22 protein-coding genes, 2 rRNA genes and 1 pseudogene (1 of these 25 only partly in view) are annotated in these 25,370 nt (G+C 30.0%); 5 read left to right on the forward strand and 20 right to left on the reverse strand.

The window, feature by feature from the left end; genetic code table 11:
* Positions 1-128: 128 nt before the first annotated feature.
* Positions 129-1,175, reverse strand: a complete 1,047-nt coding sequence (locus DIC82_01035) for a chemotaxis protein (GenBank protein AWK49764.1) — start codon at positions 1,173-1,175, stop codon at positions 129-131.
* Between the two features lie 324 nt (positions 1,176-1,499).
* On the opposite strand from DIC82_01035, the gene DIC82_01040 reads away from it, so the two are divergent.
* From DIC82_01040 to DIC82_01050, 3 genes are read left to right on the forward strand one after another with little or no spacing between them, the layout of a single operon-like run.
* A complete protein-coding gene (locus tag DIC82_01040) occupies positions 1,500-1,868 on the forward strand; it encodes a GntR family transcriptional regulator (protein ID AWK49765.1) in 369 nt (122 codons plus the stop codon).
* Positions 1,868-2,647, forward strand: coding sequence for an ABC transporter ATP-binding protein (locus DIC82_01045; protein ID AWK49766.1), 780 nt, complete (start codon positions 1,868-1,870; stop codon positions 2,645-2,647). The genes DIC82_01040 and DIC82_01045 overlap by 1 nt, the downstream gene beginning before the upstream one ends.
* Positions 2,641-3,444 (forward strand): ABC transporter permease, encoded by an 804-nt coding sequence (locus DIC82_01050; GenBank protein AWK49767.1) that lies wholly within the window; start codon positions 2,641-2,643, stop codon positions 3,442-3,444. The genes DIC82_01045 and DIC82_01050 overlap by 7 nt, the downstream gene beginning before the upstream one ends.
* A 229-nt stretch (positions 3,445-3,673) precedes the next feature.
* Here DIC82_01050 and DIC82_01055 read toward each other — a convergent pair whose 3' ends face one another.
* From DIC82_01055 to DIC82_01125, 15 genes are all read right to left on the reverse strand, one after another.
* Positions 3,674-4,927 (reverse strand): Mg2+/Co2+ transporter, encoded by a 1,254-nt coding sequence (locus DIC82_01055; GenBank protein AWK49768.1) that lies wholly within the window; start codon positions 4,925-4,927, stop codon positions 3,674-3,676.
* 257 nt (positions 4,928-5,184) lie between these two features.
* Entirely contained in the window at positions 5,185-6,819 is a 1,635-nt protein-coding gene (locus tag DIC82_01060; GenBank protein ID AWK49769.1) for a hydroxylamine reductase, read from the reverse strand.
* A 277-nt stretch (positions 6,820-7,096) separates the two neighbouring features.
* The gene (gene asrC, locus DIC82_01065; GenBank protein ID AWK49770.1) at positions 7,097-8,062 is read right to left on the reverse strand and encodes a sulfite reductase subunit C; all 966 of its coding nucleotides are present in this window, start codon (positions 8,060-8,062) and stop codon (positions 7,097-7,099) included.
* A 12-nt stretch (positions 8,063-8,074) separates the two neighbouring features.
* A complete protein-coding gene (locus tag DIC82_01070; protein ID AWK49771.1) occupies positions 8,075-8,869 on the reverse strand; it encodes an anaerobic sulfite reductase subunit AsrB in 795 nt (264 codons plus the stop codon).
* Complete coding sequence (locus DIC82_01075; protein AWK49772.1) at positions 8,862-9,872, reverse strand: anaerobic sulfite reductase subunit A; 1,011 nt, start codon at positions 9,870-9,872, stop codon at positions 8,862-8,864. The genes DIC82_01070 and DIC82_01075 overlap by 8 nt, the downstream gene beginning before the upstream one ends.
* A gap of 12 nt (positions 9,873-9,884) precedes the next feature.
* The gene (locus tag DIC82_01080) at positions 9,885-10,652 is read right to left on the reverse strand and encodes a nitrite transporter NirC (GenBank protein ID AWK49773.1); all 768 of its coding nucleotides are present in this window, start codon (positions 10,650-10,652) and stop codon (positions 9,885-9,887) included.
* Between the two features lie 79 nt (positions 10,653-10,731).
* A complete protein-coding gene (locus DIC82_01085; GenBank protein AWK49774.1) occupies positions 10,732-11,424 on the reverse strand; it encodes a Crp/Fnr family transcriptional regulator in 693 nt (230 codons plus the stop codon).
* A 115-nt stretch (positions 11,425-11,539) separates the two neighbouring features.
* On the reverse strand, positions 11,540-12,220 hold the full coding sequence (locus DIC82_01090; protein ID AWK49775.1) for a Crp/Fnr family transcriptional regulator: 681 nt from the start codon (positions 12,218-12,220) through the stop codon (positions 11,540-11,542).
* Positions 12,221-12,269: 49 nt separating this feature from the next.
* On the reverse strand, positions 12,270-12,701 hold the full coding sequence (locus DIC82_01095) for a MarR family transcriptional regulator (protein AWK49776.1): 432 nt from the start codon (positions 12,699-12,701) through the stop codon (positions 12,270-12,272).
* 234 nt (positions 12,702-12,935) lie between these two features.
* Positions 12,936-13,802 (reverse strand): thioredoxin reductase, encoded by an 867-nt coding sequence (locus DIC82_01100; protein AWK49777.1) that lies wholly within the window; start codon positions 13,800-13,802, stop codon positions 12,936-12,938.
* A 155-nt stretch (positions 13,803-13,957) separates the two neighbouring features.
* On the reverse strand, positions 13,958-14,143 hold the full coding sequence (locus DIC82_01105) for a hypothetical protein (protein ID AWK49778.1): 186 nt from the start codon (positions 14,141-14,143) through the stop codon (positions 13,958-13,960).
* Positions 14,144-14,356: 213 nt separating this feature from the next.
* The gene (gene trxA, locus DIC82_01110) at positions 14,357-14,665 is read right to left on the reverse strand and encodes a thioredoxin (protein AWK49779.1); all 309 of its coding nucleotides are present in this window, start codon (positions 14,663-14,665) and stop codon (positions 14,357-14,359) included.
* A 234-nt stretch (positions 14,666-14,899) separates the two neighbouring features.
* Entirely contained in the window at positions 14,900-15,667 is a 768-nt protein-coding gene (locus DIC82_01115) for a hypothetical protein (protein ID AWK49780.1), read from the reverse strand.
* 167 nt (positions 15,668-15,834) lie between these two features.
* The gene (locus tag DIC82_01120) at positions 15,835-16,593 is read right to left on the reverse strand and encodes a 4Fe-4S ferredoxin (protein AWK49781.1); all 759 of its coding nucleotides are present in this window, start codon (positions 16,591-16,593) and stop codon (positions 15,835-15,837) included.
* A gap of 176 nt (positions 16,594-16,769) precedes the next feature.
* Positions 16,770-18,545, reverse strand: coding sequence for an oligoendopeptidase F (locus tag DIC82_01125; GenBank protein ID AWK49782.1), 1,776 nt, complete (start codon positions 18,543-18,545; stop codon positions 16,770-16,772).
* Positions 18,546-18,811: 266 nt separating this feature from the next.
* On the opposite strand from DIC82_01125, the gene DIC82_01130 reads away from it, so the two are divergent.
* Entirely contained in the window at positions 18,812-19,390 is a 579-nt protein-coding gene (locus DIC82_01130) for a serine/threonine protein kinase (protein AWK49783.1), read from the forward strand.
* A 185-nt stretch (positions 19,391-19,575) separates the two neighbouring features.
* Here the strand turns inward: DIC82_01130 and DIC82_01135 are convergent.
* Both DIC82_01135 and DIC82_01140 read right to left on the reverse strand, forming a co-directional pair.
* Positions 19,576-19,794: pseudogene (locus DIC82_01135) on the reverse strand (hypothetical protein).
* Complete coding sequence (locus tag DIC82_01140) at positions 19,793-21,547, reverse strand: amidohydrolase (protein AWK49784.1); 1,755 nt, start codon at positions 21,545-21,547, stop codon at positions 19,793-19,795. The pseudogene DIC82_01135 and the gene DIC82_01140 overlap by 2 nt, the downstream one beginning before the upstream one ends.
* A 226-nt stretch (positions 21,548-21,773) precedes the next feature.
* Here DIC82_01140 and DIC82_01145 point away from each other — a divergent pair, with 226 nt between their 5' ends.
* The gene (locus DIC82_01145; GenBank protein AWK49785.1) at positions 21,774-22,238 is read left to right on the forward strand and encodes a peroxiredoxin; all 465 of its coding nucleotides are present in this window, start codon (positions 21,774-21,776) and stop codon (positions 22,236-22,238) included.
* Between the two features lie 100 nt (positions 22,239-22,338).
* Here DIC82_01145 and rrf read toward each other — a convergent pair.
* Both rrf and DIC82_01155 read right to left on the reverse strand, forming a co-directional pair.
* A 5S ribosomal RNA gene (rrf, locus tag DIC82_01150) occupies positions 22,339-22,455 on the reverse strand.
* Positions 22,456-22,662: 207 nt separating this feature from the next.
* Positions 22,663-25,370, reverse strand: a 23S ribosomal RNA gene (locus DIC82_01155) (it continues 206 nt past the right edge of the window).

Raw genomic sequence — 25,370 nt, forward strand, 5'->3', positions numbered from 1 at the left:
CTTATTTCAATAAAACTCAGAAGAGCTATCTCAAATCACTTTGAGATAGCTCTAGAATATTTTAGTTAATAGTATTTAATTTATTCAAAGATAACACACCTGTATGCTTATCTTTTCTTTCATATATCTCATTTTAACTTTTCCATCATATTACTTAATTGTTCAACAATATATACAGAATCTTGAATATTTTCACCAACTGCTTCCATAGCCGATGATTGTTCTTTAGTTGTTTCAAGAGTTATGTTAGAGTTCTTTATAGTTCCATTAACTGATTCTTGTATTTTTGTTGTCAATTCTGAAATGCTGTTTGCTGTTTCCTTTGAATTTTCAGCTAAGTTTTTTATTTCTTTTGCAACAACTGAAAATCCTTTTCCTAATTCACCTGCACGTGCGGCCTCAATAGACGCATTAAGTCCTAACATTTTAGTTTGAGATGCTATGCCTTTAATAGCATCAAGTATGCTATTAATTTGTTCTGTAATCACTCCTATTTGAGTTATTTCGCTGTTTAATTCTTCTTGTTGAGATGAAATATTAGTTGCTGAAGCTGAAAGCTCCTCAACCGTGGCAGATATTTGCATAAAATTATTTGCTAATCTTTTTGATACCATTTCTAATTCAATTTGATTATATCCATTTTTAGCAAGAGAATTTACAACAATAAATAATACACTTGCTGCCTTTTCTATATTTTTAAAATCTACTATATTAACTTGATTCACTGCTTCTACAAGCGAATCTGCATTTACATCTATTTCTTTTGCAATTTGGATATAATCTTGTTCTTTAGGGGATCCTGATAACATTTGTCCTCCTAAAACTGTCCCAATTAATTTTCCTTCCACAATAATAGGTGCTGCAAAATCTATAAGCCCAGCATGGCATGGTCCTACAAATGGCTTTCCTGTTCTTCCAGCTTCTTCTCCCATCTTTTTATGAGAAGCGACACACCTATCATCACCTTTTTTATTTGAATGAACAAACTTATCACAAAACCTTGTATAATTGCTAGGATTTGTTACTGGATTCCCCCCCTTATCTACAGTTACACTTGCACAATTCATTGCAAGAGCAAAATCATCTTGAAATTTTTGTAATAACTTAATATCAATTATGTCTTTTATCTCCAAAACATTCATATCTAATTCATTATTATCTAACATTTTTATCATAAAAAGTCTCTCCTTTTCTGTCTACTCTCTAGTAAAATTGCATACATTATTAAAATATAAAAAAATATTTAATAATAAGTCATTTAGTGTCCTCTTTCTTAACATTTTTTTACATACGTATATTTTACTTATTAATTATCGATTTTTTTTAAATTTCCTTGAATTATTTCGTATTAATTTGTACTTAGTATTTTTTTAATTAATAATAGGCAATTGCAATTATTTATCAAAATATTTTATTGACAAATAATAACTGCTGCTGTATTATTGTATTAACATACTAATACAATAATACAGCAATTCAATTTACAAAGGAGTGAGACTATGTCATGGAATTTTAATGACGATAGACCAATTTATCTTCAAATAATGGAGCAGATACAACTTAGGATAATTTCAGGCATATATAACGTTGGTGAAAAACTACCATCTGTTAGAGATATGGCAAGTGATGCCTCAGTTAATCCAAATACAATGCAAAAAGCACTTACAGAATTAGAGAAAACAGGTTTAATCTTTAGCCAAAGAACAAGTGGTAGATTTATTACGGAGGATAGTAATATGATTAAAGATATTAGAAATGGACTCGCAAAAGAGCAAATTGAAAAATTTCTTTATAACATGGAGAAAATAGGGTATACAAAACAAGAAACAATTCAACTTGTAGAAAATATATCAAAGGAGATGAAATAATGAATAATAATGAAAATAACTTGCTTTATGATTCTGCTGAAAATGGTTCAATATCTAATTTCACAAATAGTAATGTAAATAACAATCCTATTTTAGAATGTAAGAATTTAGTTAAGACGTATGCTAATTCCGAAGCATTAAAAGGTATAAATTTAACAATTAATCGTGGTAGAATTGTTGGACTTTTAGGACCTAATGGCAGTGGTAAAAGTACACTTATAAAACTTGCAAATGGACTTTTAACTCCATCAAGTGGAGAAATATTTATAAATGGTCTTAAACCTGGGATTGAAACAAAAAAAATTGTTTCATATTTACCTGAGAGAACTTACTTAAATGATTGGATGAAGGTTTCTGACATTATTAATTTCTTTAGAGATTTTTATGATAATTTTAATTCTGAAAAAGCTTATGAAATGCTTCAGAAATTAAATATTAATCCTAATGATAAATTAAAAACCATGTCTAAAGGTACAAAGGAAAAAGTTCAACTTATCTTAGTTATGAGTAGAGAAGCAGATCTTTACTTATTAGATGAACCAATAGCTGGCGTTGATCCTGCTGCTAGAGATTATATTTTAAATACAATAATCACTAATTATAATGAAAATGCTACTATTATTATATCCACTCACCTTATCTCAGATATTGAAAGAGTATTAGACGATGTAGTATTTATTTCAAAGGGACAAATATTCTTAACTAAGAGCGTTGATGAAATTAGAGAAACTGAAGGAAAGAGTGTTGATACTCTATTTAGGGAGGTATTTAAATGTTAGGAAAATTAATGAAATATGAACTTAAAGCAACTGCTAGGACTCTTATCCCACTTTATATAGCACTACTCGCTTTTGCTATTATCAATAAATTTTTTATAGGAACAGGTCTTTCTGATAAGCTTGAAGGCTTTGGTTCAATTCCTTTTATACTTAGCATTTTTGGATATGGGTGTACTATGGCTGCTGTCTTTATAGTTACATTTTTTGTAATAATACAAAGGTTTTATAAAAATTTACTTGGAGATGAAGGATATTTGATGAATACTCTTCCTGTAAGTACTATCACTAATATTACAAGCAAGATTTCAATTGCAACTTTTTGGAACATTGTAAGTGGACTTGTAGCTATGCTTTCTATAATTATTATGGCATTTAATCCTGATGCTTTTATCTACTTTTTTCGAGAATTATTTAATGCCCTTTCAGAAGGATATGCTGAATTGGGGTTTGAAATTTATATAGTAATTATCGAAGTAATTATCGCTGTTCTAGTATACCTAGTAAAATCTCTTACTATGATTTATGCCTCTATATCCATCGGGCATTTATTTAGTAAACATAGAATTCTTTCATCTTTTGGTGCATTCATAGTTTTAAACTTAGTTACAGCTGCAATTTCATCTGTTATTGTAATAGCTTTTTCACATTCAAATTTCGCATCTATGTTTGATAATATTGAATCAATTTTCCCTATTCATATGATTCTATTGCCTACTATTTTATTTAATTTACTATTATTAATCGCTTATTTTATAATAACTAATTATATTTTAAAGAATAAGTTGAATTTAGAATAATTATCGTCTATATAAGCAGTTTGAGAATGCCTAGAAGGTAAACTATTCCTTTAGCATATATATTTCTTTATGAAAAGCAATAAAGCGTTAAAGGAAGAGGCATACTTAAACCTCTTCCTTTAACGCTTTATTTTAAGATACCACCAAACCTTTTCTTTCATCTATTTATTGGTTATATAAGGAGCTATTATAATATGAAACCTTTATATTTCCAACTACCTTTTTTACTTTAAATAACACTTACTAATAACATAATATTTAATGCTGTAACTATACCACCAATAACCCAGAGTATGATATTTTCTATTGTGGTATTTTTATATTCTCCCATAACTTTTTTTGATGATGTTAAATATATTTGGCTAAAAATAGTTATAGGAAGTTGAATACTTAATAACATCTGTGAATATATTAACCCTTTAAATGGATTCTCAATAAAAAATATTATTAATAATGCAAATATAATAGTAATTAAAACACCCATTTTACTATGTCTATTATTTATATCATATTCTTCTCCAAATAATCCAGCAAATATTGATCCTCCTGCCATTCCAGCAGTAATACATGAAGCTATTCCTGCAAATAATAAAGCTATTGCAAATACTAGTGAGGCGCTACTTCCTAGCAAAGGTTTTAACATTATTTGAGCCTGTTCAATTTCTGTTACTTCAACTCCATTCTGAAAGAATGTTATTGCAACTAAAATCATTGCACTGTTTATAACAAATCCTATTATCATTGATATTATTGTATCCATAAATTCATATTTTAATTGCTTTTCAATTATTGATTTATCCTTTAAATTCCATTTTCTGCTTTGAATTACTTCAGAATGTAGAAATAAATTATGTGGCATAACCACTGCTCCTAAAATACTCATTATTATTGGCAGTGAACCATGGGGAATATTAGGTATTGCTAAGTTTTTTAATGCTTCACTCCAATTTACATTTACGAGTGTTGTCTCAAATATAAATGATAATCCTATGATTGATACAAATCCTATGATGACTTTTTCTATTCTTTTATATGAATTTGAAAACAACATAAATATTATTAATATGGATGATATTAAAGATCCCATTTTTATAGGTATATTAAATAACATTTTTAGAGCTATCGCTGATCCTAAAATTTCTGCCATAGCAGTACCTATTGCTGCTAATATTGCAGTTGATGTTATCACTTTTCCAATAATTGATTTCATATATTTATTTATCGCTTCTGAAATACAAAGCCCTGTAACTATGCCTAAATGTGCAGCATTATGTTGTAGCACAATTAGCATTATTGTTGATAATGTAACGATCCAAAGTAATTTGTATCCATAACTAGATCCAGCCGCAATATTTGATGCCCAATTACCTGGATCTATAAATCCTACTGTAACTAAAATTCCTGGCCCTACATATTTTAAAAATTCTTTTCCTGCAAATCTGTTATTCTTTTTTTCTTTGGAAAAAAAATTGTTTTTCTTCATTTATATACACTACTCCTTTCTTTGTTAATACATTATAGGCATTATTTGATATTAATTATACCATGTTTTTATTATTAATATAATTTAAATACTTTTAAATACAATTAATCATATAAAAAAAGGGGCTGTTGCACAATGAATAAAAATTCATTATACACAGTCCCTTTTGCATAATTTATATGAAATAATATATACTTCATATAAATATCTTTAATAAATAACCGTTTTGCAACAGCCCCTTAATTACGCTGTTATTATTAGTTTAAAAACATTTCTATATCATCTTCAACATTTGTTATTCCACCGATACCAAAGTTTTCTACTAAAACATTAACTACATTTGGTGAAAGGAATGCTGGAAGTGTTGGTCCTAAGTGAATGTTCTTTACTCCTAAGTGTAATAAAGATAAAAGAACTATTACTGCTTTTTGTTCATACCATGCAATGTTAAATGCTATTGGTAATTCATTTATATCTTCAAGTTCAAATACTTCTTTAAGTTTTAATGCAATTACTGCTAATGAATACGAATCATTACATTGTCCCGCATCTAAAACTCTAGGGATTCCACCTATATCTCCTAAATCTAATTTGTTGTATTTATACTTTGCACAACCTGCTGTTAATATAACAGTATCCTTTGGAAGTGCTGCAGCAAAGTCTGTGTAGTATGATCTAGCTTTTTGTCTACCATCACATCCTGCCATTACAAAGAATTTCTTTATTGCTCCTGTTTTTACTGCGTCAACTATTTTATCAGCTAATGCTAATACTTGATTATGAGCAAATCCACCAACAATTTCACCTTCTTCAATTTGTACTGGTGCTGCACATTTCTTAGCTTGTTCAATAATTACAGAGAAATCTTTCTTTCCATTTTCATCAGCTGCAATATGAACACATCCTTCATATCCTGATGAACCTGTAGTATATAATCTACTCTTATAACTGTCTCTTGGTGGAACTATACAGTTAGTAGTCATAAGTATTGGTCCATTAAAACTTTCAAATTCTTCTGGTTGTTTCCACCATGCATTTCCGTAGTTACCTACTAAATGTGAATATTTCTTTAAATTTGGATAGTAGTGAGCTGGTAACATTTCAGAGTGAGTATAAACGTCTACTCCTGTTCCTTCTGTTTGAATTAACAATTGTTCTAAATCCTTTAAATCATGACCTGAAATTAATATTCCTGGATTTGTTTTAACTCCAATATTAACCTTAGTTATTTCTGGATTACCGTAAGTTTCAGTATTAGCTTTATCTAATATAGCCATTCCATCAACACCAAATTTTCCTGTTTCTAAAGTTAATCCTATATATTCATCTATTGTTACATTATTATCTGCAGTTAATGATAATGCCTTTTGCATGAAAGCACATATATTTTCATCTTCATATCCTAAAGCATTTGCATGTTTCATATATGCAGATAATCCTTTTAATCCATAAGTAATAAGTTCTCTTAAACTTCTAATATCTTCATTTTCAGTAGCTAATACTCCAACTGTTTCTGCTTTAGCTTCCATCTCGCTTCTAGATTCAGTTTTCCATAAAGCAGCTGAACTTAATTCTTTATTACTTAATTTTGCTAATAATTCTTCTTTTATATTTAAAGTTTCTTTCACTCTACCATAAAATACTTCTTTATCAAAATTAGCATTAGTTATAGTAGTGAAAAGATTCATTGTTACCATCGTATTAATAGCTTGTGATACAGTAATACCTTCTTCTCTAGCTTTTGTTGCTACTTCCGATAAACCTCTAGTTGTATATATTAATAAGTCTTGCATTTTCGCAAGATCTGGTGTCTTACCACAAACTCCCTTTACAGTACAGCCTGTACAACCTGCTGCTTCTTGACATTGAAAACAAAACATTTTATTATCCATAATTTTAATCTCCTCCACACATTTGTTTCTAGTTGAATAAATTTAAAAATTATTATTGCTTTATATTTTCTTCGATTACCTTACAAACTTATTTTACATTTAAATTGCCAAATAATCTGTAACGCCTGTTACTAATCATTTTTATTATGAAAAAAATATATATATTTGTTGATTATAGAATATAAAAAATAGAATGGATATTTACGTAATTTATGTTACTTTACTTAAAATATATCCACTCTATCTTAATTTTTATTCTAATATATAAAATATAATTCTAGCAAAAATGTATTCCACTCCAGTAAATACGTTCTTTAACAATTGTTTTTTCTGGGAATGCTACACCTTCTAGAGCCCATTTTTTGTATTCATCAAAGCCAACTCTATCAATAATATATCCTATATGTTCTTTTCCACCCGGTGCATCTTTGTCTATATATTGTTCAACAAATTTATAAGTATTTAAAATTATTTTAATTATACTTTGTTCATCAGTCCAGATTAAGAAATCTTCAGCTAGACGTGGATTTTTCTTACCTGATCTGCCCATAAGAACTAATTTATAATATTTTTCTTTACTTCTTGTCCATGCACCTGTTGGACAATTGATTACACATTCACCACAGCCGATACATTTTTCTGCATTTCTTACAACTTTGTAATTAACTGCGCTAAGAGCATCTACAGATTTTTTCTTACAGGCCTTTACACATGCCCCGCAGGCTACACATTTATCTGCATCATATTGTGGTTCTGTCATTCCAATTATACCAAAGTCATGAGTTCTTGCTTTTATACAATCGTTAGGGCATCCTGTAAGTGCTACTTTAAAGTGTAAATCATTTGGGAATATAGCCTTTTCTATTCTCATAGCAAAATCTGATGTATTATAATTTCCATAAGGACAAACATTATTCCCTACACATGCTGATACATTTCTTGTTCCAGCTGCTGTGTATCCTTTTCCAGGTACTTCTTGATTTATGCCTAATTTTTCAATAATAGGTTGTAATAGCTCATTAACTTTGTCCATGTCTTCAAACCTAATACCAGGTACTTCAAAGCCCTGACGTGTTGTTATATGAATGGTACCATTCCCGTACTTTTCTGAAATTTCTTGTATCTTTCCAAGTAACTCTGCATCCATATGTCCACCAGGAACCCTAATTCTAGAAGCAGTTAATCCCCTTACTTTAGTAACTCTAAAAGCATTTTTTTTGATTTTCTTTGTATTTAAATCCACAATTAACTCCTCCTAATCTATTAAAGATTTGCCTTTTGAATAATTAAAAACAGGTCCATCTAAACAAATATAAGTATCATCTATTTTACAATGTCCACATTTACCAATTCCACAGCACATTTTTCTTTCTTGAGAAATCCAAACATTATTTTCTTCTATTCCAAGTTTTAAAAATTCTGCTACTGTAAATTTCATCATAATAGGAGGTCCTACTACAACTACTACTGCATTTTTAATATCCTTAATTGGAAGTTCAGGAATATATTTTGTAACCATTCCAACGTTACCTTCATATCCTTCTTCTGCATTATCTACTGTTAAAATAAGATTAATGTTCTTTTTCCATTCTTCAACATCACTTTTAAATAAAACATCACTTGGTGATTTAAAACCTGCAATTAATGTAAAGCCCTTTGCATGTGATGAATTTTTAGAAAAATAATCTACTATGCCCTTTACTGGTGAAAGTCCAGTTCCTCCGGCAACTACAATTACTTCTTTATCTTTATAGTTTTCAATTTCAAATCCATTTCCATAAGGTCCTCTTAAGAATAACTTATCTCCAACATAAGTGTTAAATATTTCATCAGTAACTTTACCAACTCTTCTTATAGTTAAATCAACAGTACCTTCTCCTATACCACTTACTGAAATAGGTGCTTCACCAAACTTAGGTAATGATACTTCAAAGAATTGTCCTGGTTTTACATCACCTTTAAATTCCATACGAAAAGTGTATTCAATTTCTGTATGTTTAATTACTTCCTTAATTTCTGATAAAAAAGGAATATATTCATTTTTACTCATTTGCAGACACCTCTTTCATACCATCTTTTAATTTGTTTACACAGTTAGAGAAAGATATATATTCTGGACAGATATCATCGCATCTTCCACATCCTACACACATGTGATATCCCCACTTCTTTTTGTAATCATGCACTTTGTGCAATACTTTAAATCTCATACGTTGTCCTTTATCTAATCTAAAACTATGTCCCCCTGCCATATTGGTAAATCCATCTACATGACAAGATGCCCATACTCTACGTCTTTCCCCTGCTTTACCATTGTCAGTATAGAAAACGTCTTGCATTGTAAAGCAAGTACATGTAGGACAAACAAAGTTACATCTTCCACAAGCAATACAACGACTGCTGTATTCTTTCCACATTTCAGATTTCATAACATCTAAAGAAAGATTTTCTGGTATAGAAACACTTACATTATTTTCTGTTACAAAGTCTGGTTTGACATCTAAAGTTTCATCAGCTTTAAATAGATTTTCTAAAGTATCATCTTTAATATCTACATATACATTATCACCATCTACTTTTAAGTATGCATCATATTCATCATTTCTATTTGTTTCCATGCTTACGCAGAAACAATTTTCAAATGAATCTTCACATCCCATTAAAATAAACTTAGCGTTTTCTCTTATTCTCTTATAATAGTAATCTTCTTGTCCATTTTTTAAATAAATATCATCCATACGTTTTACTGCATGTAAATCACAACTTCTTAATAAAATGATAGCACCCTTCTTAGGAGCATCTGCTTCCTTTATAGAATCTTCTGTGAAAAAGAAAAGTGTTTGAGAAATAGGAAGCAATACTTCTTTATATGAATATTGAGCTTTCTTGTCAAAAACAATTTCATCTATTGTATTTATTTCGCCATAACGCACTCTATCAGTATCTGAAAAAGTACCTTGTCCTTCAAATATCTTAGGGGCATATATTATATATTCTTTTGATAAATCTTTAATTATATCATTTACGCTTTTCTTACTTAATTTATATCCCATCATCCTTCTCCTTTACTTCTTTTTTGAGATTATATAATAAGGTAATGCTAAGAATATAGCTCCACCTATCATATTTCCAAGTGTTACTACTCCTATGTTATATATATAACCCATTATGCTTACATTTGCAGCACCTGGATTAAATAAACCAATTGTTAAAAGTGTCATATTCGCTACACTATGTTCAAATCCGCATGTTATAAATGCAAACAAACACCAAAATATCATAATTAATTTACCTGATTCACTTTTCAATTTAAAACTACACCATGTAGCTAAACATACTAATATATTACATAATATTCCACGAACTAATAATGGTAAAAATGGAATACTCATCTTTACTGCAGATGTCTTTGCAATAAATTCTCCTATCGGTCCTGCTGAAAGTCCTGTAGAATAAAACAAAAATCCTGCAATAATTGATCCAACTAAATTACCTATAAAAGAAACTATCCACACTTTTAGAGTGTCTGTCCATTTTACGTCTCCTTTTAAAGAAGCTGCCGTCATAATGAAATTATTTCCAGTAAATAATTCTGATCCTGCCATAATAACTAAACTAAGTGCAATACCAAACGATGCTCCCATTACTATTTTTGTCGCTGGTGAGCCGCTACTGCTTAATAAACCTCCAATTGTAAATATAAGCATTATCCCCATTCCCACATAAAGACCTGCAAGCATTGAACTTATAAAGTATCCTAGTCTATTTGTTTTTAATAAATTAACTTTTGATTTTGCCGCCATAACCACACTGTTAAATTCTTCACAAAACATATTATTATCTCCCCTTTCTTGTTTACGTTATCTATAATTTTATTATAGATTATTAAAAACTAAAGCACCGTGATTTTAATCACGGTGCTTTAAAAAATTGCGCTAACTTCTCTTGGTTAATTACTTTAATTCTTTTATCTTCATATTTAATTAATTTTTCATTTGAAAGTATTTTTAAAGCTCTAGATATTGTCTCTCTTTTAGACCCTAACAAATCCGCAAGATACGTAATACTTATATTCATATTAATGATTACTCCATTATCACATGATACTCCATAATCTTTGCTTAATTTCCACAACTTTGCAGCAAGCTTTTTTTCCATCCGTATTATGCCACTTGCATTTTTAAGTTGTCTATACATCCGCCTTACTTTCATTGCTAATGAAGAAATTATATTTTTAGAAAGCGTAAAATCATTTTCCATAATTTCTAAAAATGTATATTTATCATAACTTAGTATTTGCGCTTCCTCAAAAACTTCACAATTAATAGATGATGGTAAGTCTTGTATAATTACTTCGTTAATCATTTTACCTACCCCCAAAATGAATATTACACGTTTATGGCCACTCTCATTTAATTTATATAATGATACACTACCACTTACTACGATATACAATGTTGTAACATCGTCTTTATCTCTAAAAATATGACTTCCTCGATCATATTTTTTAACTTCCCCAAAATGAACAAGTTTTTCAAATGAAGCTTTAGATATGTTTTTAAAAATATCTAATTCGTTTAATTGTTCTATAGTAATTTTATTCATCCATACTCCTAGTAATCAGTCCTATTAAATTAAGCGTAAATTTAAACTTAAGCACATTTTCTTAAATAACATGCCACTATGTGTGTATTTGATATGTTATTATTTATCAATCGCTTTAGTCAAATAATTCTTCTTCTAATTCTTCAATCTTTAAAATCTTAATTACGTTTCTATCAAATTCAATATAGTTTAAATCTCTAAGATTCATTAATTCTCTTGATAAAGATGGCCTTGGGATTCCCATTGTGGATGCAATTTCTTCTTTACTATCCCTTAAGTTAATTGTTTCACTTTTTTGCATCTTTGCTTGTTCTAATATAAAATTAATCACCTTATGTTTAATACTCTTAAATGCTATGCTTTTTATTTTGGAATTCAACATGAATATCTTGTTACTTAATGCAGACATAAAATTACCAAGAACTCTTTGATCCATTGTGCATAGCTTTAATACATCTGCTTTACTTATATAAAGTACACTACTATCACTAAATGATATAACTGTCGATGGATATTTAGATTTCTTTGAAAATATTAAAGCTTCTCCAAATACATCCCCATTGCTTAATCGCTTTAGAGTAATTTGTTTTCCACTAAGATATATTCTTTGTATCTCAATTGATCCATCTAAAACAAATCCCAAACTATTGCACATATCTTCTTCATTTGCAATAATTTCGCCCTTTCTATATGCTTTAACTGAATATCCAATATTAGAAATTAACTTTTCAATTTCCTCATTATTAAGATTATTGAAAAATTCATTTCCTTGTAATTTATTAATTACATCTTTCATACTAAATTTCTCCTCCGCTACAATAAATCAAAGGATTTTTCAAAATTCCCTACTCTAAAATCGTTAATAATTCATCTAAAGATTTTTTTAATTCTATAGCTCTTTCTATTGGCATATTTATCTTACATGCCATTTCATGTGGTACTTCTGTTACATCATCCTTCAAAAGCCTTCCCTGCTCAGTTAGTTCAACTATTACTACTCTATCATCATTTACATCTCTATATCTCTTTATTAACCCCATGCTTTCTATCTTTTTTAATAATGGAGTTAATGTTCCTGAATCTAAATGTAATCTTTTGCCTATATCTTTAACTGTGCTTTTTTCATCTTCCCATAATACAAGCATTGCAATATACTGTGTATATGTAAGATTAAATTTATCAAGAAAAGGTTTATATAATTTTATTATTTCTCTTGATGCTGCATATAATGAAAAACACAGTTGATTATCTAATTTAATACTATCATATTTCTTCATTTTTTCTCCTATATCTAATCTGATTTTTATAAATTTAATTTTAATAAATATAATTAAGCTTAGCTTTTTTACTTATATATGTCAATCTTAAAATAAACCTTCTTATATTAATATCCAGTAAATCCTGATTCAGGCGGTGAAGAAATCCCAAGTTTAAGTTGATTTTAACTTTTTCCCTCACTGGGCACCTCATAACCACAATAGTCATAATAAATCTAAGCGCTAACTGATAAATTAATTTTTAGAAATGGAATCAACATAACTAGCTGCTGATAATGCTGCTATATTACCTTCTCCAGCTGATTTTATATATTGATATGGCTTTCCAACAACATCACCAGCTGCAAAACACCCATTTATATTTGTTTTCATTAATCTATCTACTTCAACATGGTTATCTAATATTTTAAGTCCTGGTACCAATTGTCCAGGAGAAATGCTATCTCTTAATATGAAAATACCATCTGTATCAATCTCTGAATTCTTAAGTTTTAGTTTGTTTACCTTATCTTCTCCTATAACTTCAACTGGAATATCATTTACAATTTCAATAGAAGAATCTACTTCAACTTTTTCTTTATACATAGGAATATAATAAACTTTAGATGCTATAGTAGCAATGAAATTAGCTTCTTCCTCTTCATGTTTATTGTATGCTATTATTGTAACTATTTTATTTTTATATAGAGGTGCATCGCAAGTAGCACAATATCCCACACCTTTTCCAAGCAATCTTTCTTCCCCATTAAATAATTTTCCATATTGAACGCCTGTAGCCAATATTACAGATGTAGCTTCATACATTTTTTCATTTACCATTAATCCAAAATATTCACCCATTGCATATATATTATTAATTTTTTCTTCTGTTATATTTATATCCATTTCTTTTAAATGGTTGCTAAATTCTTCTTGTAGTTCCCTGCCACTTTTTTTGTAAAATCCTAAATAATTATTTATTTCATGGGCTTTTGTAAGCTTACTAGTAAGTTCCTTGTTACCAAATATTATAAATTTTTTTTTTCTAATTTTTGCATTTAATGCAGCAGATAAGCCTGCAGGTCCACTTCCTATTATTGCAATATCATATCTTTCGCTCATATTAAATTCCTCCAATATTTTTAATTTACCTTAACTTAAATATGTAAGCCAGTACAAATTTGTACTTTAAATTTTTATTTCTGGTTTCCATTTATATTTATTTTTTTACACAACATATATACATTATAATTTAACAATGCAGTAATTTCAAAATATTATCCTTTTATCTTTAAAGCTTTTGTTTTTGGTAAATATCTTTTCACTACTTTTCCTTCTTTATCGATCAGAAGCTTAATCAAATCCCATTTTATTTCTTTATAAAGTTCTTCTAGTTCTTTAAATTCTGATGTCAGTTTAGATTCAATTCTAGTACTTACTATTAAAACTACTATTCCCTTTATATTCTTCCATTTTTACTTATTACTCATTCATTTTTTGGTTCAAAACTTATAAAGATTCATAATTACATTTCATTATATAATTTTTTATATTATTGTGTTTTAGTATAATGAAAATTGTATTTATAGAAATTAAATTGTATCCAATCTATATTCCTATAATAAAAACATAGCACTTATATATGCATGTGCTATGCTTTTACTTAAAAGAATATTTTATAAGTTAGCTTCAATTGTTTGTTGAATTTTTTCTTTTGGTAAAAATCCTATAAGTTGCTCTACTTTTTGACCATCTTTAAAAATAACCATTGTTGGTACACTTGCAATTTGAAATTCATTTGCTAAATCTAAACTTTGATCTATATCAACTTTTATAAACTTAGCCTTTCCTTCCATGTCACCTGATAATCCTTCAAGTACTGGGGCTAACATCTTACAAGGTCCACACCAAGTTGCAAAGAAATCTACAACTGTAATTCCACTTTCTATTTCACTTTTAAATTCATTGCTATCTACTATTTTCATATTTTATTCCTCCGTTTTCCTATAATTAAAATAATCTTTATTAAACTTGCTTTCTACTAACTATTTTAAGCTTTTTCTATATAAGTATACATCTATTTATACTAAGTTTATCAAAATTAAATTTAGTTCAACCTATTTATATTCCTATTGTACTTTGTATGATATTTATTGTCAATATCTTTTATAATTGTTTTTATACCTAGTTAATGTTACTTTAAAATTAACCTTAAATGGTTATTTAATGATAATTTTAAACTCATCAAGACTTATCTTATATTCAGTAAGCATCTCTATAACAGTATCTCTAAAAGAATTTTGAGTTGATTTTTTTCCTATTGGTTTTATTTCTTTAATGTCCTTATTGCTATTCTTGTTTTCTCTATATTGTTTTGTTAAAACTTCTGCTGTTTTTACAAGTAAATCATTCCAATCTTCAACCATTACTTCATTATGATCTAATTTAAATGCTTTAGGTTCTTTTAGTGAAAAATCTTTGTATACTTCTATTTCATCTTTGTTAATTATTTTATTACTGAAATCTTTATTTTTTTTTTCTACATCTTTTTCTATAATTTCAATTTTAGGTTCTTTATTTATTTGATTCAGTTTATTTTCTTCATTCCGCATGTTCTTTTCATACTCATCCTTCATCCATTTTATATATTCGCTTATATTTTGAACAATATCATATATGGCTATGGATGCATTTCTATGAGCTTTACTAAGTTTGAAATCTCTATCCTTTTTGACAATTTCACTTGATTTATCCTCAATATTATCTATTGTATTTTCTAATATGCCTGCCAAATTATTCAGACCATCTTGAATTTTAACGGACATTGATGGAAAATATTCAATCACATAATCAATTGTCTCTACATCAAATAGCGATAAATTTTTTTTCTTAGAAACATTCTTTTTAACGTCTTTGGTTTCATTTCTAATTTCATTAATTACGTTTACCTCTTTTTGTTCAATTTCATCTTTTTTAAAGAATCCCATTTTTCACAACCCCATTTCATACATATTTCTATATTATATATTACCATATTATTACATATAAGTTTATTAATTCTATGAAATATTTTATTTTTAATGAAATAAAACACCAAAATTAATACTATCAAATAAATAATAGAGGATATTTCAATTACGAAATACCCTCTATTTTAAAATAATTCTTCTCTCTTTATATATGGATTTAAGTATCTATTTTTTTTAATAGTAGATTTTCCAATATTTATTGCTTCTTTAGGGCATATATTTATACATGCCATACAATCTGTGCATTGTCCAGACCATTTTGGTTTATTATTTTCCATTATAATATTGTCTACCGGACAAACTTTTTCACACATATTGCATCCAATGCACTTATCATTTACATTAAAGTTTTTATCTTTGTTCTTATAATAATCCTTCCACATTTTATATCCTAAATTGCCAATTCCACCTTTAAAATCTTGTATCTTGCTCTCTTTTCTCTTAATGGATTCTATAAAATCTAATAATTTGCTTTCATTTTCTTTTATTGCATCCTTAGCTCTTTTTTCTGTAGGGTTTTTACCTGCTCTTATATAATTTGAAATATATTTTATAGTACAATAATTACTTATTTTAAGTTTGTTAAGTAATAATTTATTAATCTGGCTGAAGCTTAAATCAGCTCCACCTCCACCAGTAACACCTATTGCAAAAACATATGCATCCTCATTTATTTTTAACTTTGAAATAAATTCATTAACTACGATTGGTAATCCTCCACAATGAATAGGATATATAAATCCAATCATATCTTCACTAACATTAACTTTATTTTCTTTTAATGCTTTGTTCATAGAAATTAATTCACAATCTTTAAATTCATCTCTTATTGTTTTTGCAACATACAATGAATTTCCTGTTGCTGAATTATAAAATATTTTCATTTTCGATTTACCCCTCTTATTATATTACTTAAATTATCTATTATATATATGTTGTAATATGGATTCTTAATGCAACTTAGGTTCTTACAACCTATTTTTAATATTCACTGTTTTAATGAAGATAATTTTTTACAACATATATATTAACTACATCCTTTGTAATAAAATTCTCTGTATTATTTGTTACTAAGTTCTATAAATTCATTAATATCTTCTTCAATAGTCTTTAAAGAATTTCTCCAAAATCCCTTATCATTTATATCTATTCCCATAACTTTTGCTACATCTGCTATTTTATTTTTCCCTGTAATTGAAAGCAATTTTTCATACTCCTTGGCAAAAGCCTGACCTTTCTTAAGGTATTCAGCATATAATCCTTTTGCAAAAAGTAATCCAAATGCATATGGGAAATTATAATAATTATACTCTGCATCATAGTAATGAGGCTTCCAAGTCCACATATATGGATGTAAGAAATTAGGATCTAAACCATCTCCATAAGCTTCTCTTTGAGCATTTAACATAAGTTCTTTTATTTCTTCAACATTTAAAGAACTTTCTTTTCTTGCTTCAAAAAATGACTTTTCAAATAAGAATCTAGAATATATATCAACAATTACTTGGGTACAATCACTAATTTCAGTTTCAAGAATAGCTAATGCTTCATCTTTAGTTGCATCTTTAATTGCAGCTTTCTTAATTATTGTTTCGCAAAAAGTGGATGCTGTTTCTGCTATTGGCATTGGATAATCTGAATTTAATGTAGTTTCATCATTTAAACATTCTCCATGAAAACCATGGCCTAATTCGTGAGCAAGGGTTACTACATCACCAAAATTATCTCCATAATTTAATAATATTCTGCTTTCCCCAATAAAATGTAAATTTTCACAGAAAGCTCCACCTACTTTACCGTCTCTAGGTTGAACATCTATCCAATTGTTATTTATAGCTTTACTCGCGAAATCACCTAGATGATCACTAAATGTTCTAAAATTCTTTTCCACAAACTTAGTACCGTCTTCATATGAAAATTTCATATCAGCTTCACAAACTGGTGCATATAAATCATAGAATGGCAAACCATTTTTATGTCCGAGCATTTCTCCCTTTCTTCTTAAATATTTTCTAAATACAGGGAGACTTTCTTTCATAGCCGAAAACATTGCTTCTAATGATTCTTCATTCATTCTTGAATCTATAAGTGTCTTATCTAAAGGCGAATTATATCCTCTAAAATCACAAACAGTTAAAACTTCACCTTTTATAGCATTTAGAGCTGCGGCTACGCCTTCTTCTACCTTTTTATAAGATTTTATTTCTGCTTCATAAGCTGTCTTTCTTACCTTTGCATCCTTATCATAAGCCATATTTAAAACTATAGTTAAAGGTACTTCTTTAATTTCATTATCTTCTTCAATCTCTACCTTTAATGTTGAAATTAAATTATCCTTTAATTTAATCCAAGCATTTGAACCCGTATTCTTCATATTAGCTATTATATTTTCTTCTTTATCACTAAGCAAATACTTACTTTGCTCAATTATAGACTTTAATATAAACTCGTGTTCTTTAAGCAATTGAGATTTATTTATAGTGTCATCTATATTTTCTATCTTACTAATGTACCTTTCAAGTTTAACGGAACTCTCTACTAAATTTGTTAATTTCTTTTCTAAAATATCTGAATATTTTAATGCTTCTTTATCTTTTGTATTTACACTTAAGCTAAGATTTATGAAAATACTAAGTTTACTAGATAAGTCTGTGATTGTTGTAAATTTATTTATATACTCTTCTAAGTTCTTAACTAAATTTTCTTTATCTTTCACTATATCGGTCGCCCATATATTGATATTTTCTATAGCCTCAGTAAGATTTTCTAAATCATTCTTAAATTCATAGCTATCAAATGATGGGTATACTTCTTTTAGACTCCAATTTAATTCCATTCTAGTTCCTCCTCGTATAATGTTTAAATTATATTATTTTTCTTTTAGAATATAATTAGTATTATATTCTAAAATTACAAGTTATAAAACACTTTGACTTCTATATATTAATTTACTATAAAAATTTTATAATAAATTAATATATTTGTTGTAAAAATTAAAAATACTCATTATTCCTAACAATTAATTAAATGATTTTAATTATTCAGTAGAATCTTAGTGCATATATTCATATAATATTTAAAACAATATTTTAAAGTGATATTATGAGATACATTTTAGATATAAAAGAATGTAAACTATTAGGTAAAGGTGGTGAAGGTAGTGTATATCTAACACCTGAAGGTTTTGCTTTAAAAATATTTTCTAAAGCAAAAAATGCTAAAGCTGAAGCTGAAATTTTGGAGAAAGCTAAAGATAGTAGATTCTTTCCAAATGTTATTTTTCTAGCAGATAATATGATGTTGCGAGAATATGTAGCTGGTGAAAATCTTTATGAATTTCTAAATAACAATAGTTTATCTTATAATTTATCAATAGAACTTATTGAACTTGTTGAAGATTTTAAAAGATTACAATTCACACGAATCAATATACGAAATGCTCATATATTTGTTAATGAAAATGAAAAAATTCAAATTATTGATCCTAGAAAAACTTACAGCAAAAATACACCTTATCCTATAGCTATTATTAGTATTCTTGTTAAATTAAATTTATTTGATGATTTCTTAAAAAATCTTATAGACTACAAGCCGGAATTACTGCAATATTGGATTGATGGATATGAGTATTTTAAAAAGATGTCAAAAAAAACAATACGTATCAATATGTATGCATGTTAAAAAGTTTATATTTTACAAATTTTATATTACCTATGTTCCTTAAAACCTTTTTTAGAATAAACCTCAAACATTGTGTAATTTACAAATAAGTTTGAGGTTTTATATTTATATATTCACTTTATTTTTAGACAGATCTTTTTTATATTTAATAATAGCTATTTTAAACATTTTTATCCACAAAAAAACTATATGTTAATCAATAGTTGTGTATTACTTACCATATGAAGGCAAATTATATTGGGTTTAATTCCTTGATCTAATAATTCATCTACACTTAATTGTGAGTGCGTTGTACTTGCTGGATGAATTACTAATGACTTAACATCAGCTACATTTGCAAGTAATAAGAATATTTCTAATTTATCAATAAATTCTTGTGCTTCTTTTTCTCCACCTTTAATTTTATTGATTTAAATAGACTAATTCCCCATTAAAATACGTTTGAACAACATTAATATCATGTATATCTAATGGTTGTACTGTAAATATATTTTTATCTAATACTATAAAATCAGCTTTTTTTCCAATTTCTAAACTGCCTACTTCTTTTTCCTTACCTAGTACATAAGCTGCATTTATTGTAAATATTTTAATAGCTTCTATTATTGATATTCTCTCACTAGGGTTTAACCTATATCGTACATCATTTAAATCTACTCTTTCAGGATACCTTGAAGGAATAAAATCATATAAGTTTCGTATTACAGCACATTCAATAGCATTTAATGGATTAGGATCTTCAGGAACCTCATGGTCTGAAGATCCTGCTGTAACAATCCCTTCATCAATTAATGACTTAACTGGATATTCTCTGTGTGCTCTTTCTTCTCCTATTGCTTGTACTTCATTTTTGCTAGAGTTTACATTCTTATGAAACCAAAATGGTTGTATTATAGCATTTATATTTAAAAGTTTCATTCTTCGTTTATAATATTTAGTTATTAAGTCTACATGAATTAATGAATTTCTATGATTATGATTTATATTATTATTATTAATAGAATACTCTATTCCATCAATTGCTAATTTACAGGCAAAATCTCCTACAGCATGAATGCAAACATTAAAATCTAATCTATTTGCCATAGCAATTGCCTCTTTAAATTCAACTATATCCCACCTAAAAATTCCATTAACTTTAGTACTTTTTTCATCTATGTTTTCATATTGCTTAAATAAGTGAGCTGTTTCCATTTCTATAATCCCATCTGCAAAAAGCTTAGTTATTGCTACATCTAATAAGTCTGTTTTATATATTATTCTATTTCTCTTTAATTGATGTATTTGTTCATATATAGTTTTTTTGCATACATCATAGGGCATAATAGTAATCCCATATATTACTTTTAATTTAAGCTTATTAGTTATCTCTAGCCTTCTATAAAGTTCCAATGGCATTTCTAATTCTTCCTCATTAATTTGGCCTATTGTTGTTATTCCATATGAATGTAAAATACTTTGATATTTTATAAATCTACTTAAGTATTCCTTATCTTTATAGTTCTGAACATTATTTATGTTAACCAATCTTATAGCATTTTCTTTTAATATACCCCATAATTCACCTTGTTCATCTAATTCTATTTTGCCTCCAATTGGAGTTTTTGTATCTTTAGTTATTTTGAAATATTCAAATGCTTTATTATTTAACCATAAGGCATGACCATCACAATCCTTTAATACTATTGGTTTATTAGTTCGTATCTTTTCAAGCCACTTTTTATTTGGTCCTTTAAACATTTCAATATATCTATTTAAATCATTTTCTTCTCCCTCAAAATCAGAGCTTTTCCATCCTACTCCATAAATTATCTCTTCTTCTGGATGAGAATCAACATAACTTTGAATCAATTTTAGATATTGCCGAGGATTACCTGCATCAAATAAAGACAATCCATCTCTTTTTATCATCATTCTTTCTGGTATGTGACAATGAGCATCTATAAACCCTGGCAACACTATCCTGAATTTCAAATCAACAATTTCTGTTTTATCAGTAAAATAGTTTCTTACTTCTTCATTGCTTCCTAAAGCTACTATCTTTCCCTCCTTAATAGCCATTGACTCATGAACACTATTCCTATCATCAATACTATATATAACTCCATTAACAAAAATCTTATCAGCATAACTAGAAGACTTTTTATTTAATTTCACTCTTCAGTTCCCCCACTCTTATTTAACAATAAATTAGAAATCTCCTTAATTTATATTCATAAAATTTAAATTCATGAAATTATTTCTATTATTATCCATTGTTTTTTAATATATATTTAAATTATTAACTTTATTAATTTAAATATATATTGTAATCTATCTTTACAAATATTAAATATTGATAGATAATAATTAGTAATATGATTTATATATTAGGAGGTATGATATGGAAACTTTAATTTTAGAAGAAGGACTAAGAGCCCCAAATTTTACTTTAATAGGCTCTGATAAAAAAGAACATACTTTAAGTGATTATTTAAATAAAAAAGTAATTTTATATTTTTATCCAAAGGATAATACAGCTGCTTGCTCACAAGAAGCTCAAGATTTTAAAAATTCAATGAAGGAATTTAATGAAAAAGACACTATAATTATAGGTATAAGTAGAGACTCTATTAAATCTCATGATAAATTTATTGCTAAATATGATTTGCCTTTTCTTTTACTTTCTGACGAAGAAGAAGCAGTTTGTAATCTTTATGGAGTATTAAAAGAAAAAACTATGTTTGGAAAGAAATATCTTGGAATTGAAAGAAGCACATTTGTAATAAATGAAGAAGGACTTATCACAAATATCTATAGAAAAGTAAAGGTTTCTGGACATGTTGAAACTTTAAAATGTTTAATATAGTTATATATTCTTTATTTTCTAAATAAGAAACCATCTGCCTGTTAGTGGTTTTCTTTATACAACAAAAAAAGATAGTTATAATAACTATCTTTTTTACTTAACCTCGCAACGTCCTGCTCTGCCACACAGTCACCCGTGCAGTACCATCGGCGCTATAGACCTTAACTGTCCTGTTCGGAATGGGAAGGAGTGTTACCTCTATGCCATCGTCACGAGATGCATAATTTACAGAAATCTTCGATTTCGTGTAAATTAGCACACCAACGAACGCATGTGAGTTAGTGTTTCCTTAGAAAAAACAACCCAAATCTATCGTTTATACTATTTTACATGAATCAAATTACTGTAATTACTTAATTGAAAAAACTATGTTCTTTCAAAATTGCATATAGATATTAATGTATATTTTACAACTTGATTATATATTGGTCAAGCCCTCGACCTATTAGTATCAGTCAGCTAAATATGTTACCATACTTACACCTCTGACCTATCAACCTTGTAGTCTTCAAGGGGTCTTACTAGCTTACGCTATGGGAAATCTAATCTTGAGGTTGGCTTCACACTTAGATGCTTTCAGCGTTTATCCATTCCCGACTTAGCTACCCAGCTATGCTTCTGGCGAAACAACTGGTACACCATAGGTCAGTCCATCCCGGTCCTCTCGTACTAAGGACAGCTCCTCTCAAATTTCCTACGCCCGCGACGGATAGGGACCGAACTGTCTCACGACGTTCTGAACCCAGCTCGCGTGCCGCTTTAATGGGCGAACAGCCCAACCCTTGGGACCTACTTCAGCCCCAGGATGCGACGAGCCGACATCGAGGTGCCAAACCTCCCCGTCGATGTGAACTCTTGGGGGAGATCAGCCTGTTATCCCCGAGGTAGCTTTTATCCGTTGAGCGATGGCCCTCCCACGAGGTACCACCGGATCACTAAGCCCGACTTTCGTCCCTGCTCCACTTGTAGGTGTCGCAGTCAGGCTCCCTTCTGCCTTTGCACTCTTCGAACGATTTCCGACCGTTCTGAGGGAACCTTTGGGCGCCTCCGTTACATTTTAGGAGGCGACCGCCCCAGTCAAACTGCCCACCTAACAATGTCCTGTCACCAGTTTCATGGCATCCAGTTAGAACTTCAATACTATCAGGGTGGTATCCCAACAACGACTCCACCAAAGCTGACGCTCTGGTTTCCCAGTCTCCCACCTATCCTGTACAGACAATACCGAAATTCAATGCTAAGCTACAGTAAAGCTCTACGGGGTCTTTCCGTCCAATCGCGGGTAGCGAGCATCTTCACTCGCACTACAACTTCGCCGGATTTGCAGTTGAGACAGTGCACAAGTCATTACGCCATTCGTGCGGGTCAGAACTTACCTGACAAGGAATTTCGCTACCTTAGGACCGTTATAGTTACGGCCGCCGTTTACTGGGGCTTAAGTTCACACCTTCGCGTTACCGCTAAGCATTCCCCTTAACCTTCCAGCACCGGGCAGGCGTCAGCCCCTATACATCAGCTTACGCTTTAGCAGAGACCTGTGTTTTTGTTAAACAGTTGCTTGTGCCTATTCTCTGCGGCCTGCATTGCTGCAGGCACCCCTTCTCCCGAAGTTACGGGGTCAATTTGCCTAGTTCCTTAACTGCAATTCTTCCGTCGGCCTTAGGATTCTCTCCTCATCTACCTGTGTCGGTTTGCGGTACGGGCACTACTTCTCTTTCTAGATGCTTTTCTTGGAAGCATGGAATCAGATACTTCGGTTCCGTAGAACCTTCCCCATCACGCCTCAGAATTGTTAGAACGGATTTGCCTATCCTAACTCCCTAAACGCTTAGACTAGCATCCAATAGCTAGCACATCCTATCCTTCTCCGTCACACCATCGATAATAACGATTGTAGTGGTATTGGAATATCAACCAATTGTCCATCGACTACGCCTTTCGGCCTCGCCTTAGGTCCCGACTAACCCTGAGAAGACAAACTTTACTCAGGAAACCTTAGATATTCGGCCTGTAAGATTCTCACTTACATCTCGCTACTAATGCCAACATTCTCACTCGTAATCAGTCCACCGCTCCTTACGGTACGACTTCAGCCCGATTACGACGCTCCTCTACCGCTCACAATAAATTGTGAACCCGTAGCTTCGGTGGTAAGTTTGAGCCCCGGACATTTTCGGCGCAGGATCTCTTGACTAGTGAGCTATTACGCACTCTTTTAATGAGTGGCTGCTTCTAAGCCAACATCCTAGTTGTCTTAGAAATCCCACATCCTTTTCCACTTAACTTACACTTTGGGACCTTAGCTGACGATCTGGGCTGTTTCCCTTTTGACCATGGAACTTATCTTTCACAGTCTGACTGCCGGACTGATAGTATATGGCATTCGGAGTTTGATAAGGTTCGGTAAGCGCTATGCCCCCTAGCCTATTCAGTGCTCTACCTCCACTACTCACATTTTCCGACGCTAGCCCTAAAGCTATTTCGAGGAGAACCAGCTATATCCGAGTTCGATTGGAATTTCTCCGCTATCCACAGCTCATCCCATGCTTTTTCAACAGCAACGTGGTTCGGTCCTCCACGAGGTTTTACCCTCGCTTCAACCTGGCCATGGATAGGTCACCCGGTTTCGGGTCTACAGCATGCAACTAGTCGCCCTATTAAGACTTGGTTTCCCTTCGGCTCCGTACCTTAAGTACTTAACCTCGCTACATACCGTAACTCGTTGGCTCGTTCTACAAAAAGCACATCATCACACACATATGGTGCTTTGATCGGTTGTAGGCATATGGTTTCAGGTTCTATTTCACTCCCCTCCCGGGGTTCTTTTCACCTTTCCCTCACGGTACTGCTTCACTATCGGTCATCAGGTAGTATTTAGCCTTGGGAGGTGGTCCTCCCTGCTTCCCACAAGGTTTCACGTGTCTCGTGGTACTCTGGTGCAGAACTGATTATCATAATTTTCATCTACGGGACTATTACCCCCTACGGTCTAACTTTCCAGTTATGTTCGATTAACCATGATTTCTCGTTATGTTCTGTCCGCAACCCCAGAAATAAATTTCTGGTTTGGGCTCTTTCCTTTTCGCTCGCCGCTACTAAGAAAATCGATTTTTCTTTCTTTTCCTCCAGGTA

Origin of the sequence: Clostridium beijerinckii, from assembly GCA_003129525.1 — a bacterium.
In the GTDB taxonomy this organism is placed as follows: domain Bacteria; phylum Bacillota; class Clostridia; order Clostridiales; family Clostridiaceae; genus Clostridium; species Clostridium beijerinckii_D.

What these genes read in the sequence shown, in the direction of transcription:
- DIC82_01145 (AWK49785.1), top strand. Translation starts at nt 21,774, where the DNA reads ATGGAAACTTTAATTTTAGAAGAAGGACTAAGAGCCCCAAATTTTACT.
- DIC82_01040 (AWK49765.1), top strand. Translation starts at nt 1,500, where the DNA reads ATGTCATGGAATTTTAATGACGATAGACCAATTTATCTTCAAATAATG.
- DIC82_01045 (AWK49766.1), top strand. Translation starts at nt 1,868, where the DNA reads ATGAATAATAATGAAAATAACTTGCTTTATGATTCTGCTGAAAATGGT.
- DIC82_01090 (AWK49775.1), bottom strand. Translation starts at nt 12,220, where the DNA reads ATGAAAGATGTAATTAATAAATTACAAGGAAATGAATTTTTCAATAAT.
- DIC82_01080 (AWK49773.1), bottom strand. Translation starts at nt 10,652, where the DNA reads ATGTTTTGTGAAGAATTTAACAGTGTGGTTATGGCGGCAAAATCAAAA.
- DIC82_01070 (AWK49771.1), bottom strand. Translation starts at nt 8,869, where the DNA reads ATGAGTAAAAATGAATATATTCCTTTTTTATCAGAAATTAAGGAAGTA.
- DIC82_01060 (AWK49769.1), bottom strand. Translation starts at nt 6,819, where the DNA reads ATGGATAATAAAATGTTTTGTTTTCAATGTCAAGAAGCAGCAGGTTGT.
- trxA (AWK49779.1), bottom strand. Translation starts at nt 14,665, where the DNA reads ATGAAAATAGTAGATAGCAATGAATTTAAAAGTGAAATAGAAAGTGGA.
- DIC82_01095 (AWK49776.1), bottom strand. Translation starts at nt 12,701, where the DNA reads ATGAAGAAATATGATAGTATTAAATTAGATAATCAACTGTGTTTTTCA.
- DIC82_01125 (AWK49782.1), bottom strand. Translation starts at nt 18,545, where the DNA reads ATGGAATTAAATTGGAGTCTAAAAGAAGTATACCCATCATTTGATAGC.
- DIC82_01035 (AWK49764.1), bottom strand. Translation starts at nt 1,175, where the DNA reads ATGATAAAAATGTTAGATAATAATGAATTAGATATGAATGTTTTGGAG.
- DIC82_01100 (AWK49777.1), bottom strand. Translation starts at nt 13,802, where the DNA reads ATGAGCGAAAGATATGATATTGCAATAATAGGAAGTGGACCTGCAGGC.
- DIC82_01115 (AWK49780.1), bottom strand. Translation starts at nt 15,667, where the DNA reads ATGGGATTCTTTAAAAAAGATGAAATTGAACAAAAAGAGGTAAACGTA.
- DIC82_01050 (AWK49767.1), top strand. Translation starts at nt 2,641, where the DNA reads ATGTTAGGAAAATTAATGAAATATGAACTTAAAGCAACTGCTAGGACT.
- DIC82_01120 (AWK49781.1), bottom strand. Translation starts at nt 16,593, where the DNA reads ATGAAAATATTTTATAATTCAGCAACAGGAAATTCATTGTATGTTGCA.
- DIC82_01130 (AWK49783.1), top strand. Translation starts at nt 18,812, where the DNA reads ATGAGATACATTTTAGATATAAAAGAATGTAAACTATTAGGTAAAGGT.
- DIC82_01075 (AWK49772.1), bottom strand. Translation starts at nt 9,872, where the DNA reads ATGGGATATAAATTAAGTAAGAAAAGCGTAAATGATATAATTAAAGAT.
- DIC82_01085 (AWK49774.1), bottom strand. Translation starts at nt 11,424, where the DNA reads ATGAATAAAATTACTATAGAACAATTAAACGAATTAGATATTTTTAAA.
- DIC82_01055 (AWK49768.1), bottom strand. Translation starts at nt 4,927, where the DNA reads ATGAAGAAAAACAATTTTTTTTCCAAAGAAAAAAAGAATAACAGATTT.